Origin of the sequence: Pseudomonas sp. 22082, assembly GCF_052046055.1 — a bacterium.
In the GTDB taxonomy this organism is placed as follows: domain Bacteria; phylum Pseudomonadota; class Gammaproteobacteria; order Pseudomonadales; family Pseudomonadaceae; genus Aquipseudomonas; species Aquipseudomonas pharyngis.
Map to the genome: position 1 here is coordinate 67,681 of NZ_JBQEQB010000017.1, position 13,702 is coordinate 81,382.

Sequence of the window (13,702 nt, forward strand, 5' to 3'; positions counted from 1 at the left end):
GACCCAAGACAACGACAATGGATTTTGTAGGAGTGCATCGTGCGTAAGTTGACTCAATTGGTTCTCCTGGCCTCCGTACTGGTGGCAGGCCCGGCATTTGCCGACATGAAAATCGCCGTCCTGAACTATCAGATGGCTCTGCTGGAATCCGACGCGGCGAAGAAGTACGCCGTGGATGCCGAGAAGAAGTTTGGCCCGCAACTGACCAAGCTCAAGACCCTGGAAAGCAGTGCCAAGGGCATTCAGGATCGTCTGATGGCCGGTGGCGACAAGATGCAGCAAGGTGAGCGCGAGCGTCTGGAGCTTGAGTTCAAGCAAAAGGCTCGTGACTTCCAGTTCCAATCCAAGGAGCTGAACGAAGCCAAGGCTGTTGCCGACCGTGAAATGCTCAAGCAACTGAAGCCGAAACTGGATAGCGCAGTGGAAGAAGTCATCAAGAAAGGTGGTTTTGACCTGGTGTTCGAGCGTGGCGCAGTGATCGATGTCAAACCTCAGTACGACATCACGCGCCAGGTTATCGAGCGCATGAATCAGCTGAAGTAACCCATGACCGTGACTATCAAGCTCGGCCAGTTGGCCGAGTTCCTCGGCGCCACCCTGAGTGGCGACCCCGAGAAGCAAATCACTGGGCTAGCCACCTTGCAGGAGGCTGGCCCAGCTCAGTTGAGCTTTCTGGCAAACCCCCAATACCGTAAATACCTGGCTGGCACGCAAGCCGCAGCCCTGTTGCTCAAGGCTGCCGACGCGGAAGGTTATGCCGGTAATGCGCTGGTGGTGCCGGATCCTTACCTGGCTTACGCACGCATTTCCCATCTGTTCGATCCGAAGCCCAAGGCCGCTGCCGGCATTCATCCGACGGCAGTGATTGCCGAGGGTGCCGTGGTCGATCCGAGCGCCAGTATCGGTCCCTTCGTGGTGATCGAAGCCGGTGCTCGAATTGGGGCGGGTGTGACACTCGGCGCGCATTGCGTTGTCGGTGCGCGCAGTGAAATCGGCGAGGGCGGCTGGCTGGCCCCGCGAGTCACGCTGTATCACGATGTGCGGATCGGCAAACGCGTGGTGATCCAGTCTGGTGCCGTACTTGGTGGTGAAGGCTTCGGCTTCGCCAACGAGAAGGGCATCTGGCAGAAAATTGCCCAGATCGGTGGCGTGACCATCGGTGACGATGTGGAGATTGGCGTGAATACCGCCATCGACCGCGGTGCGCTGGCCGATACCGTGATCGGCAATGGTGTGAAGCTCGACAACCAGATTCAGATCGCCCACAACGTGCAAGTCGGTGACCACACCGCCATGGCCGCGTGCGTGGGGATTTCCGGCAGCACCAAAATCGGCAAGCACTGCATGCTCGCCGGGGGTGTTGGCCTGGTAGGGCACATCGATATTTGCGACAACGTATTCCTGACCGGGATGACCATGGTGACCCACTCGATTACCGAGCCGGGTGCCTATTCTTCCGGCACAGCCATGCAACCGGCGGCCGAATGGCGCAAAAGCGCGGCCCGTATTCGTCAGCTCGATGACATCGCGCGACGTTTGAAACAGCTGGAAAAGCGCTCCGGGGAAGTGACCCCTGGCGGTAATGCTTCATCTGAAGGCTGATACCATTTCCATATCAAGTGTGCACAGCCTCTGGACTGCCTCCTTGATTTGCTAGAGGAGTGCGCGTCAGTCGCGCTCCCAATCTTTACATAGGCTTCCCCCCGAAATGATGGACATCAACGAGATTCGCGAATACCTGCCTCACCGTTACCCGTTCCTGCTGGTGGACCGGGTAGTGGAGCTGGATACGGAAGGCAAGCGCATTCGCGCCTACAAGAATGTCAGCATCAACGAGCCGTTCTTCAACGGTCACTTCCCAGCGCACCCGATCATGCCGGGCGTGCTGATTATCGAAGCCATGGCTCAGGCTGCCGGGATCCTCGGTTTCAAGATGCTTGACGTGAAACCGGCCGACGGCACCCTTTATTACTTCGTCGGCTCCGACAAACTGCGTTTCCGCCAGCCAGTGCTGCCGGGGGATCAGTTGATCCTCGAAGCCAAGTTCATCAGCTGCAAGCGTCAGATCTGGAAGTTCGAATGCCAGGCTTCGGTCGACGGCAAACCGGTCTGCTCGGCTGAAATCATCTGTGCGGAACGCAAGCTATGAGTTTGATTGACCCTCGCGCAATCATCGATCCGTCGGCCGTGTTGGGCGATGGCGTCGAGGTCGGCCCGTGGTCGATCATCGGTGCAGGTGTGGAAATCGGCGAGGGTACGGTCATCGGGCCACACGTGATCCTCAAAGGTCCGACCCGTATCGGCAAGCACAACCGCATCTACCAGTTTTCCTCGGTAGGCGAAGACACGCCGGACCTGAAATACAAGGGCGAAGAAACCCGTCTGGTGATCGGTGACCACAACGTCATCCGTGAAGGTGTGACAATCCACCGTGGCACCGTTCAGGATCGTTCTGAAACGACTCTGGGTGATCACAACCTGATCATGGCCTATGCCCACATCGGACATGACAGCGTCATCGGCAACCACTGCATTCTGGTCAACAACACCGCGCTGGCCGGCCATGTACACGTTGATGACTGGGCAATCCTGTCCGGTTTCACCCTGGTTCATCAGTACTGCCACATTGGCGCCCACAGCTTTTCCGGCATGGGTACAGCGATCGGCAAGGACGTCCCGGCGTTCGTCACCGTATTCGGCAACCCGGCCGAAGCGCGCAGCATGAACTTCGAGGGCATGCGCCGTCGCGGTTTCAGCGAAGACGCCATTCACGCGCTGCGCCGTGCGTACAAAACGGTGTATCGCCAGGGCCTGACCGTCGAGCAGGCGCTGGCCGAACTGGCCGAGCCGTCCGCCCAGTTCCCGGAGGTCGCGATGTTCCGTGACTCCATCCAGTCGTCGACCCGCGGCATCACCCGCTGACCATGGCCAATCTGCGTATTGCGCTGGTGGCGGGGGAGGCTTCCGGTGACATTCTGGGCGCAGGCCTGATGCGTGCCCTCAAGGCACAGCACCCTGCGGTGGAGTTCATCGGTGTCGGTGGCCCGCTGATGCAGGCCGAAGGCCTGACGTCCTATTTTCCGATGGAGCGTCTGTCGGTCATGGGCCTGGTGGAAGTCCTGGGACGCTTGCGTGAACTGCTCAAGCGCCGCAAAGACCTGATCGCTACGCTTATCGCTGAAAAACCGGATGTGTTCATCGGCATCGACGCACCGGATTTCAACCTCAATATCGAACTCAAGCTGCGTCAGGCCGGAATCAAGACCGTGCACTACGTCAGCCCATCGGTGTGGGCGTGGCGGCAGAAGCGGGTGCTGAGGATCCGCGAAGGCTGCGACCTGATGCTCACGCTGCTGCCGTTCGAAGCCAGCTTCTACGAAGAGAAGGGCGTACCGGTGCGGTTCGTCGGCCATACGCTGGCCGATACCATTCCGCTGGAGGCTGATCGCGCCGCCGCGCGTGCCGAACTCGGTCTGCCGGACGGTCCGCTGGTGGCTTTGATGCCTGGCAGCCGGGGTGGCGAGGTCAGTCGACTGGGTGCGTTGTTCCTGGATACCGCCGAACGCCTGCGTGCCATGCGCCCGGGTGTGCGTTTCGTCATCCCGTGCGCCAACCCTGAGCGTCGTGCCCAGCTCGAGGAGCTGCTGGCCGGTCGTGATCTGCCGGTGACCTTGCTCAATGGCCAATCTCACCTGGCCCTGGCGGCGTGCAATGCGGTCCTGATCGCGTCGGGCACGGCGACCCTGGAAGCGCTGCTGTACAAGCGCCCGATGGTCGTGGCCTATCGTCTTGCGCCGCTGACGTTCTGGATTCTCAAACGCATGGTCAAGAGCCCGTACGTGTCCCTGCCGAACTTGCTGGCCCAGCGATTGCTGGTGCCGGAATTGTTGCAGGATGATGCGACGGTTGAGGCACTTGCCCAGACCCTGTCGCCGTTGATCGATGGTGGCGAAGAGCAGACCCGTGGCTTCGACGAGATCCATCGCACCCTGCGCCTGGACGCTTCCAATCAGGCGGCTGACGCCGTTCTGAACCTGATCGGGCAAACACGATGAGCAAGACAAGCATGCAGATGGGCCTGGATTTCACCCTGGTCGCCGAAGTCGAAGAGCTGGTGGCCGGCGTCGATGAAGTCGGTCGCGGTCCGTTGTGCGGAGCGGTCGTCACCGCAGCGGTGATCCTCGATCCGAATCGGCCGATCCTCGGTCTCAACGACTCGAAAAAACTCACCGAAGCCAAGCGCGAAAAGCTCTACGACGAAATCTGCGAGAAGGCGCTCAGCTGGTGCATCGCCCGCGCCGAGGTCGAAGAAATCGACGAGTTGAACATCCTTCACGCCACCATGCTGGCGATGCAACGCGCGGTCGCTGGCCTGCACATCCAGCCGAAACTGGCGATGATCGACGGCAACCGCTGCCCGAAACTGCCGATGCGTTCCGAAGCGGTGGTGCAGGGCGACGGCAAGGTGCCGGCGATTGCAGCGGCATCGATTCTGGCCAAGGTCAGCCGCGACCGCGAGATGGCGGCGTTCGAATTGATCTACCCGGGTTACGGCATCGGCGGCCATAAAGGCTATCCGACCCCCGTTCATCTGGAAGCGCTGTCACGCCTCGGGCCGACGCCGATTCACCGGCGTTCGTTTGCCCCGGTGCGTCAGGCTTACGAAGCGCTGGAAGGCCTGACGCAGGTTTAGCGGCAAGGCTGATGTTTTGTTCGGGGCCCGGTACAATCCGGGCCTTGTTGTCTCTATGTAACTGGACAGGATCACTATGCCGGCTTCATTCGTTCATCTACGCCTGCACACTGAGTACTCCCTGGTCGATGGGCTCGTGCGGATCAAGCCGCTGGTCAAGGCCCTGACCGGCATGGGCATGCCGGCCGTTGCGGTGACCGACCAGAACAACATGTGTTCGCTGGTCAAATTCTATAAAAACACCATGGGTGCCGGGATCAAGCCGATCTGCGGCGCCGACCTGTGGCTGTCGAACAAGGACCCGGATGGTCCGCTGAGCCGCATCAGCCTGCTGGTCATGAATGCCCAGGGCTATCGCAACCTGACCGAATTGATATCCCGTGGCTTCATCGACGGTCAGCGCAACGGCATGGTCATCATCGAGCGCGAGTGGGTCGCCGAGGCCAACGAAGGCCTGATCATGCTGTCCGCCGCAAAGGAAGGCGAGATCGGCATGGCCATGATCGGCGGCAACCCCGCCGAAGCTGAAACCCTGGCGCGCGAATGGATGGCGGTGTTCCCGGATCGTTTCTATCTGGAAATCCAGCGCACCAATCGTCCGAACGACGAAGAACAGTTGCACGGTGCCGTGGCCCTGGCCGACAAGCTCGGCGCGCCGCTGGTAGCCACCAACGACGTGCGCTTCATCAAGCAGGAAGACTTCGCCGCTCACGAAACCCGCGTCTGCATCGGTGAGGGCCGGGCCCTCGACGATCCGCGGCGTTCGAAGAACTACAGCGACCAGCAGTATCTGAAAAGCGCCGAGGAAATGGCCGAGCTGTTCAGCGACCTGCCGGATGCGATCGAGAACACCGTCGAGATCGCCAAGCGTTGCAACATCGATGTGAAGCTGGGCAAGCACTTCCTGCCGGATTACCCGATTCCCGATGGCATGACCATCGACGAGTATTTCCGCAAGGTCTCGTTCGATGGGCTGGAAGAACGCCTCAGCGTGCTGCTGCCCAAGGACACCACCGAGGACTACGAGGCCAAGCGTCAGGTCTACGTTGACCGGCTGAATTTCGAGCTGGATATCATCATCCAGATGGGGTTCCCCGGTTACTTCCTGATCGTGATGGACTTTATCCAATGGGCCAAGAACAACGGCGTGCCGGTGGGCCCTGGCCGAGGGTCGGGTGCCGGATCGCTGGTGGCCTATGTACAGAAGATCACCGACCTCGACCCGCTGGAATATGACCTGCTGTTCGAACGTTTCCTCAACCCGGAACGGGTATCGATGCCCGACTTCGACGTCGACTTCTGCATGGATGGTCGCGACCGGGTGATCGATTACGTGGCCGAAAAGTACGGCCGCAACGCGGTGAGCCAGATCATCACCTTCGGTTCCATGGCGGCGAAGGCTGTGGTCCGCGACGTGGCGCGGGCCCAGGGCAAGTCGTTCGGCCTGGCCGATCGCCTGTCGAAGATGATTCCGTTCGAAGTCGGCATGACCCTGGAAAAAGCCTACGAGCAGGAAGAAATCCTGCGCGACTTCATCAAGGTCGATGAAGAAGCGGCGGAAATCTGGGAGATGGCGCGCAAGCTCGAAGGTGTGGTGCGTAACGTCGGTAAACACGCCGGTGGTGTGGTGATCGCGCCGACCAAGCTGACCGACTTCTCGCCGATCTATTGCGACGAGGCCGGCGACGGTCTGGTGACCCAGTTCGACAAGGACGACGTCGAGGCGGCCGGTCTGGTGAAGTTCGACTTCCTCGGCCTGCGGACCCTGACGATCATCGACTGGGCGCTGAAGACCATCAACCGTGACCGCGCCAAGGTCAACGAACCGCCGCTGGACATCGCGTTCATCCCGCTGGATGACAAGCCGACTTATCAGCTGCTGCAAAAAGCTGAAACCACCGCGGTGTTCCAGCTTGAATCCCGCGGCATGAAAGAGCTGATCAAAAAGCTCAAGCCCGACTGCCTCGAAGACCTGATCGCACTGGTGGCCCTGTTCCGTCCGGGCCCGCTGCAATCGGGCATGGTGGATGACTTCATCAACCGTAAACACGGTCGCGCTGAACTGGCGTATCCGCACCCGGATTACCAGTACGAAGGTTTGCAACCGGTACTGGCGCCGACGTACGGCATCATCCTGTATCAGGAACAGGTGATGCAGATCGCCCAGGTCATGGCCGGTTACACCCTCGGTGGTGCGGACATGCTGCGTCGGGCGATGGGCAAGAAGAAACCCGAGGAAATGGCCAAGCAGCGCGGCGGTTTCATTGAGGGTTGTGCGTCGAACAATATCGACGCGGATCTGGCCGGTAACATTTTCGACCTGGTGGAAAAATTCGCCGGTTACGGCTTCAATAAATCCCACTCCGCCGCCTACGGCCTGGTCTCGTACCAGACCGCCTGGCTGAAAGCCCACTACCCGGCGCCGTTCATGGCCGCGGTACTGTCGGCGGATATGCACAACACCGACAAGGTCGTGACCTTGATCGAGGAAGTGCGCACGATGAAGCTGCGCCTCGACGCGCCGGACGTGAACACTTCGGAGTTCAAGTTCACGGTGAACGACGAAGGCCGCATCGTGTACGGCCTGGGCGCGATCAAAGGTGTCGGTGAAGGCCCGGTGGAAGCGATCACCGAGGCCCGTCAGGCCGGTCCGTTCAAGGATCTGTTCGACTTCTGCGCCCGAGTCGACCTCAAACGCATCAACAAACGCACGCTGGACGGTCTGATCCGCAGCGGCGCGCTGGATCGCCTCGGCCCGTACTTCCATGACGAGCAAAAGGCTTACCAGGCCAACATCGACCGCAACCGCGCCGTGCTGCTGGCGGCGATGGAAGAGGCGATCAAGTCGGCCGAGCAGACCGCGCGCACCCGCGACAGTGGCCACGCCGACCTGTTCGGCGGGTTGTTCGTCGAGGAGGACGCGGACGTTTACGCGGTCCACCGCAAGGCGAAGGAGCTGACCCTCAAGGAACGGCTCAAAGGTGAAAAAGACACCTTGGGCCTGTACCTGACCGGCCACCCGATCGACGAGTACGAAGGCGAAATCCGCCGTTTCGCCCGCCAGCGCATCATCGACCTGAAACCGGCCCGGGACACCCAGACTGTGGCGGGGATGATCATCGCCCTGCGGGTGATGAAGAACAAAAAGGGCGACAAGATGGGCTTCATCACCCTCGACGACCGTTCCGGGCGGATCGAGGCATCGCTGTTCGCCGATGCGTTCCACTCCGCGCAATCGCTGCTGCAGACCGACGCAATGGTGGTGGTCGAAGGCGAGGTCAGCAACGATGACTTCTCCGGCGGCCTGCGCCTGCGGGTCAAGCGGGTGATGAGCATGGAAGATGCGCGCACCAACCTCGCCGAGAGCCTGCGCCTGAAGTTGCAGACCCAAGACCTGAAAGGCGATCAGCTACGCTGGTTGGGTGAATTGCTCAAGCGTCATCGCGGGGCGTGCCCGATCACCATGGAATACACCAGTCCCGATGCGAAGACCTTGCTGCAGTTCGGCGAGACCTGGCGGATTGACCCGGCGGATGCCTTGATTCAAGCCCTGCGTGACCAGTTCGGGCGAGACAACGTCTTCCTCCAATACCGTTGACCGGGAGGTGCCATCAAAGCGCCTGCCCACAACCTGAATTTTTAATCTCGACCTCAGCGCGCCTCTCCCTTAAGGTAGGGCGCGAATAGACAACCGGCCGGCCCAAGCTCATTTGGGACACGACCCAAGACGGACGCCTATGAACCCGAATTTTCTAGATTTCGAACAGCCGATCGCCGACCTGCAAGCCAAGATCGAAGAGTTGCGCTTGGTCGGTAATGACAATTCGCTGAATATCGGCGATGAGATCTCCCGCCTGCAGGACAAGAGCAAGACGCTGACCGAAGACATCTTCGGCAAGCTGACCAGCTGGCAGATCGCACGTCTGGCGCGTCACCCGAAACGTCCTTACACCTTGGACTACATCGAGCACATCTTCACCGAGTTCGACGAACTGCACGGTGATCGTCACTTCTCCGACGACGCGGCCATTGTGGGCGGCGTGGCACGTCTGGAAGACCAGCCAGTGATGGTGATCGGTCACCAGAAGGGCCGTGAAGTGCGTGAAAAGGTACGCCGCAACTTCGGCATGCCGCGTCCGGAAGGTTACCGCAAGGCCTGCCGCCTGATGGAAATGGCCGAGCGTTTCAAGATGCCGATCCTGACCTTCATCGACACTCCGGGCGCGTACCCTGGCATCGATGCTGAAGAGCGTAACCAGAGCGAAGCGATCGCCTGGAACCTGCGCGTCATGGCCCGCCTGAAAACCCCGATCATCGCCACCGTGATTGGTGAAGGTGGTTCCGGCGGTGCACTGGCGATCGGCGTGTGCGATCAGCTGAACATGCTGCAGTACTCGACCTACGCGGTGATCTCGCCGGAAGGCTGCGCTTCGATTCTGTGGAAAACCGCAGAGAAGGCGCCGGATGCTGCTGAAGCGATGGGCATCACTGCCGAGCGTCTGAAAGGTCTGGGCATCGTCGACAAGGTGATCAGCGAGCCTCTGGGCGGCGCCCACCGTGATCCGGCCGCTGCCGCAGCATCGATCCGCGCCGAGCTGAGCTCGCAACTGGCGATGCTGAAGAAGTTCGACAACGAAGCGCTGCTCAAGCGTCGTTATGATCGTCTGATGAGCTACGGTCTCTAAGTCGAGCCGTTTCGGCCAACGATGCAAAACACTGTGGGAGCGGGTTTGCCCGCGAATGCGATGTAACATTCAACAATTGTGTTGGCTGTTTCATCGCTTTCGCGAGCAAGCCCGCTCCCACATTTGGTTTGTGAAAAGGTAGAAAAATGGGTCAGCCCTCGATTGATTTGCCTTCCAGGCTTCTGCGCAATCTCAAGCCCTGGCTCGGTGCTTCCCATTGGCGCATCGCCTTCTCCGGCGGCCTCGACTCCACCGTTCTGCTGCACCTCCTGGCCAATCTCGCCAAAGCCGAATCCCTTCCGGCGCTAAGCGCCATTCATGTTCATCACGGCCTTCAGGCTGCGGCCGATGCGTGGCCGGCGCATTGTCAGGATGTCTGCGACGAACTGTCGGTGCCGTTGCAAGTGCAGCGTGTGCAGGTGCAGCCGGGGGCGAGTTTAGAGCGCGCGGCACGGGATGCGCGCTATGCGGCGTTCAGTGCGGCGACTCAGGCCAATGATGTGCTGCTGACCGGGCAGCATCGCGACGATCAGGCTGAAACGCTGTTGTTCCGTCTGCTGCGTGGCGCCGGCGTGCGTGGGTTGTCCGGAATGCCGGCCACGCGAGCGCTGGGGCAGGGCAGTCTGGTGCGGCCGTTGCTCGACATCACACGCGCAGAGCTGGAAGCCTATGCGCGGGACCATGGCCTGCGTTGGGTCGAGGATCCTTCGAATCAGGATCGACAGTTTTCGCGCAACTATCTACGGCATCAGGTTCTGCCGTTGCTGAGCGGTCGCTGGCCTCAGGCGTACGCCAGCATGGCCCGCAGTGCGGCGCATCTGCGTGAGGCGCAAGGTTTGCTCGATGAGCTGGCGCAAATCGATCTGGCTACTGCGAAATTGCCCGCTGAGTTCGAGTGGTCGGGATTGCCATCGCTGGAGTTCGCGGCCATCGCGAAATTGTCCGATGCCCGTCAGCGAAATGCACTCAGCCACTGGCTTGGACCTTTGACCCGACTGCCGGATACCGACCATTGGTCGGGTTGGGTCGATGTGCGTGACGCCGGCAACGATGCCTCGCCGATCTGGCGTCTGGCGGATGGCGAGCTGCACCGAAGCGCCGGTCGCCTGTGGTGGCTCAGCGGACAATGGTTGCGTACACCGGTGGTCAGCGGCGACTGGCACGAGCCGTCGCTGGCGCTACGCTTGCCCGATAACGGACGTGTCATGTTCAGCGGTCAGACTCCCGCCGGGCCGCTGCAAGTCCGCTATCGGCAGGGCGGCGAGGTGATGCATCTGGCGGATCGCGGTCATCGTGATCTCAAGCGCCTGCTTAATGAGCGCGCGGTGCCGGGCTTCGTGCGTGGCAGATTGCCGCTGCTGTTTCGCGGTGAAGAATTGCTCGCCGTGGCGAACCTGCCGGGGCTCGACGGCCATGTGCTGGAAGGCTGGCGATTGCATTGGCAGCCCTCGGACGAAGATCAAGGTTTGAGATGAAGGGGGCATTCCGGTAGACTACGCTCCCTTCTTGATACAACTTCTGTGGATTCGCCTGAATTGCAGGAGTTGCCGATTACCAAGCAGTCTTTGCTGGGCGATTCCAAAAAATGTGTAGCGAGCAACGTACCGGTGTTTTCACTTCCGGTCTGTCCCAACGCGGCGGTTTTTTTGAAAGGTGCACTGTGATTAATGCAGGTGATCGGGGGCTTCGGCCTTCCTTCGCTTTCCCCGGCGGCTCGGACCGCTTTAACGCAGACTTCTAGGGTTTTTCATGACGCGCTACATATTCGTCACGGGCGGTGTTGTTTCTTCTTTGGGGAAAGGCATTGCATCGGCTTCATTGGCGGCCATCCTGGAGGCGCGGGGGCTTAAGGTCACCATGCTGAAGCTGGATCCGTACATCAACGTCGACCCGGGCACCATGAGCCCGTTCCAGCACGGTGAAGTGTTCGTCACCCACGACGGCGCCGAGACCGACCTGGACCTGGGCCACTACGAGCGGTTCATCCGCACGACCATGACCCAGAACAACAACTTCACCACCGGCCGTGTCTACGAACACGTGCTGCGCAAAGAGCGCCGTGGTGACTACCTGGGTGCAACCATCCAGGTGATTCCGCACATCACCGACGAAATCAAGCGTCGCATCATCAAGGGCGCCGGCGATGCCGACGTGGCGCTGGTGGAAATCGGCGGTACCGTGGGTGACATCGAATCGCAACCGTTCCTCGAAGCCATCCGCCAGTTGCGTGTGGAAGTCGGCTCCAAGCGCGCGATGCTGATGCACCTGACCCTGGTTCCGTACATCGCCACCGCTGGCGAGACCAAGACCAAGCCGACCCAGCATTCCGTGAAGGAACTGCGTTCGATCGGCCTGCAGCCAGACGTGCTGATCTGCCGCTCCGACCATCCGGTGGATGTGTCGTCGCGTCGCAAGATCGCGCTGTTCACCAACGTTGAAGAGCGTGCGGTGATCTCCCTGGAAGACGTCGACACCATCTACAAGATCCCGGCCGTACTGCACGCCCAGGGTCTGGACGATTTCGTCGTCGAGCGTTTCGGCCTGCAATGCAATGGCGCCGACCTGTCCGAGTGGGAAAAGGTCGTCGATGCCAAGCTGAACCCGGAGCACGAAGTCACCATCGCGATGGTCGGCAAGTACATGGAACTGCTGGACGCCTACAAGTCGCTGATCGAAGCGATGAGTCATGCCGGCATCACCAACCGCACCAAGGTCAACCTGCGCTACATCGATTCCGAAGACATCGAGAACCAGGGCACCGCGCTACTGGAAGGCGTCGACGCGATCCTCGTACCGGGCGGCTTCGGTCTGCGCGGCGTGGAAGGCAAAATCACTGCCGTTCAATACGCTCGCGAAAACAAGGTTCCATACCTGGGTATCTGCCTGGGCATGCAAGTGGCGGTCATCGAGTTCGCCCGTAACGTGCTGGGCTGGAAAGACGCCAACTCCACCGAGTTCGATCGTGCCAGCGGCCATCCGGTTGTCGGCCTGATCACCGAGTGGGAAGACGCTACCGGTGCCGTTGAAGTGCGTACCGAAGCGTCCGACCTGGGCGGCACCATGCGTCTTGGCGCTCAGGAATGCCTGCTCGAAGCCGGCTCCAAGGTGCACGACTGCTACGGCAAGGATGTGATTGTCGAACGTCACCGTCACCGTTACGAAGTGAACAACAACCTGCTGCCGCAAATCATCGAAGCCGGCCTGAAAATTTCCGGTCGCTCTTCCGATGCTGCGCTGGTTGAAGTGGTCGAAGCGCCGGATCATCCATGGTTCGTCGCTTGCCAGTTCCACCCTGAGTTCACCTCGACGCCACGCGATGGCCATCCGCTGTTCAGCGGCTTCGTCAAAGCGGCATTGGCTCAACACCAGAAGAAGGCGTAACCCCGATGGCACAGAAGATCATCCGCGTCGGCGACATCGAGATTGCCAACGACAAACCCATGGTGCTGTTCGGCGGCATGAACGTGCTGGAAAGTCGTGACATGGCCATGCAGGTTTGCGAAGAGTACGTGAAGGTCACCGAAAAACTCGGTATCCCTTACGTGTTCAAGGCCAGCTTCGACAAGGCCAACCGTTCTTCTGTGACCTCCTATCGCGGTCCTGGCCTGGAAGAAGGCATGCGCATCTTCCAGGACATCAAACAAGCCTTCGGCGTACCGATCATCACCGACGTCCACGAGCCTGACCAGGCCGCGGTCGTCGCTGAGGTCTGCGACATCATCCAGCTGCCGGCCTTCCTGTCGCGCCAGACCGATCTGGTCGTCGCGATGGCCAAGACCAACGCCGTCATCAACATCAAGAAAGCCCAGTTCCTCGCGCCTCAGGAAATGAAACACATCCTGAACAAGTGCGTGGAGGCGGGTAACGATCAGTTGATCCTCTGCGAGCGCGGTTCGAGCTTCGGCTACAACAACCTCGTGGTCGACATGCTCGGCTTCGGCATCATGAAGCAGTTCGAGTACCCGGTATTCTTCGACGTAACCCATTCGCTGCAAATGCCTGGCGGTCGTTCCGATTCCGCCGGCGGTCGCCGCGCCCAGGTCACCGACCTGGCCAAGGCTGGCATGAGCCAGTCGCTGGCGGGCCTGTTCCTCGAAGCGCACCCGGATCCCGACAACGCCAAATGCGACGGCCCTTGCGCCTTGCGTCTGGACAAACTGGAGCCATTCCTGGCCCAGCTCAAAGCCCTGGACGAACTGGTGAAGAGTTTTCCGACGGTAGAAACCGCGTAAACCTCAATTCTCCGGTAAAGTACCGCACGATTTGTCGCTCATGCCCTCGGGTATGAGCGTTGTCGTCTGCAAGCTGCCCGCTGCACACCACT

Annotated in this window: 11 protein-coding genes; all 11 read left to right on the top strand. The window is 60.4% G+C overall.

Annotation, left to right across the window (positions count from 1 at the left end):
- Window positions 1–39 precede the first annotated feature (39 nt).
- Window positions 40–543, top strand: a complete 504-nt coding sequence (locus ACTJK9_RS19605) for an OmpH family outer membrane protein (RefSeq protein WP_003222140.1) — start codon at window positions 40–42, stop codon at window positions 541–543.
- A 3-nt stretch (window positions 544–546) separates the two neighbouring features.
- Window positions 547–1,602: a UDP-3-O-(3-hydroxymyristoyl)glucosamine N-acyltransferase gene (lpxD, locus tag ACTJK9_RS19610; protein WP_085612292.1), complete on the top strand. Its 1,056-nt coding sequence runs from the start codon at window positions 547–549 to the stop codon at window positions 1,600–1,602.
- Window positions 1,603–1,708: 106 nt separating this feature from the next.
- A complete protein-coding gene (gene fabZ, locus ACTJK9_RS19615) occupies window positions 1,709–2,149 on the top strand; it encodes a 3-hydroxyacyl-ACP dehydratase FabZ (RefSeq protein ID WP_003222142.1) in 441 nt (146 codons plus the stop codon).
- Window positions 2,146–2,922, top strand: coding sequence for an acyl-ACP--UDP-N-acetylglucosamine O-acyltransferase (lpxA, locus tag ACTJK9_RS19620; protein WP_085612293.1), 777 nt, complete (start codon window positions 2,146–2,148; stop codon window positions 2,920–2,922). The genes fabZ and lpxA overlap by 4 nt, the downstream gene beginning before the upstream one ends.
- Window positions 2,923–2,924: 2 nt before the next feature.
- Window positions 2,925–4,055 carry a lipid-A-disaccharide synthase gene (lpxB, locus tag ACTJK9_RS19625; RefSeq protein WP_221398810.1) on the top strand — a complete coding sequence of 377 codons (1,131 nt, stop codon included), beginning with the start codon at window positions 2,925–2,927 and terminating at the stop codon, window positions 4,053–4,055.
- A gap of 11 nt (window positions 4,056–4,066) precedes the next feature.
- Window positions 4,067–4,693, top strand: coding sequence for a ribonuclease HII (gene rnhB / locus ACTJK9_RS19630; RefSeq protein ID WP_064379016.1), 627 nt, complete (start codon window positions 4,067–4,069; stop codon window positions 4,691–4,693).
- A gap of 76 nt (window positions 4,694–4,769) precedes the next feature.
- On the top strand, window positions 4,770–8,291 hold the full coding sequence (gene dnaE / locus ACTJK9_RS19635; RefSeq protein WP_085612295.1) for a DNA polymerase III subunit alpha: 3,522 nt from the start codon (window positions 4,770–4,772) through the stop codon (window positions 8,289–8,291).
- A 139-nt stretch (window positions 8,292–8,430) separates the two neighbouring features.
- Window positions 8,431–9,378: an acetyl-CoA carboxylase carboxyltransferase subunit alpha gene (locus ACTJK9_RS19640; RefSeq protein ID WP_011332694.1), complete on the top strand. Its 948-nt coding sequence runs from the start codon at window positions 8,431–8,433 to the stop codon at window positions 9,376–9,378.
- Window positions 9,379–9,524: 146 nt separating this feature from the next.
- Window positions 9,525–10,853, top strand: a complete 1,329-nt coding sequence (tilS, locus tag ACTJK9_RS19645; protein WP_440815590.1) for a tRNA lysidine(34) synthetase TilS — start codon at window positions 9,525–9,527, stop codon at window positions 10,851–10,853.
- A gap of 274 nt (window positions 10,854–11,127) precedes the next feature.
- On the top strand, window positions 11,128–12,759 hold the full coding sequence (locus ACTJK9_RS19650) for a CTP synthase (protein ID WP_011332696.1): 1,632 nt from the start codon (window positions 11,128–11,130) through the stop codon (window positions 12,757–12,759).
- A 5-nt stretch (window positions 12,760–12,764) separates the two neighbouring features.
- Window positions 12,765–13,610 (top strand): 3-deoxy-8-phosphooctulonate synthase, encoded by an 846-nt coding sequence (kdsA, locus tag ACTJK9_RS19655; protein ID WP_007954807.1) that lies wholly within the window; start codon window positions 12,765–12,767, stop codon window positions 13,608–13,610.
- Window positions 13,611–13,702 lie beyond the last annotated feature (92 nt).

Bases quoted from the DNA above. Each gene is read 5' to 3' on its own strand.
- lpxD (WP_085612292.1), top strand. From the start codon at position 547: ATGACCGTGACTATCAAGCTCGGCCAGTTGGCCGAGTTCCTCGGCGCC.
- fabZ (WP_003222142.1), top strand. From the start codon at position 1,709: ATGATGGACATCAACGAGATTCGCGAATACCTGCCTCACCGTTACCCG.
- lpxA (WP_085612293.1), top strand. From the start codon at position 2,146: ATGAGTTTGATTGACCCTCGCGCAATCATCGATCCGTCGGCCGTGTTG.
- lpxB (WP_221398810.1), top strand. From the start codon at position 2,925: ATGGCCAATCTGCGTATTGCGCTGGTGGCGGGGGAGGCTTCCGGTGAC.
- rnhB (WP_064379016.1), top strand. From the start codon at position 4,067: ATGCAGATGGGCCTGGATTTCACCCTGGTCGCCGAAGTCGAAGAGCTG.
- dnaE (WP_085612295.1), top strand. From the start codon at position 4,770: ATGCCGGCTTCATTCGTTCATCTACGCCTGCACACTGAGTACTCCCTG.
- ACTJK9_RS19640 (WP_011332694.1), top strand. From the start codon at position 8,431: ATGAACCCGAATTTTCTAGATTTCGAACAGCCGATCGCCGACCTGCAA.
- tilS (WP_440815590.1), top strand. From the start codon at position 9,525: ATGGGTCAGCCCTCGATTGATTTGCCTTCCAGGCTTCTGCGCAATCTC.
- ACTJK9_RS19650 (WP_011332696.1), top strand. From the start codon at position 11,128: ATGACGCGCTACATATTCGTCACGGGCGGTGTTGTTTCTTCTTTGGGG.
- kdsA (WP_007954807.1), top strand. From the start codon at position 12,765: ATGGCACAGAAGATCATCCGCGTCGGCGACATCGAGATTGCCAACGAC.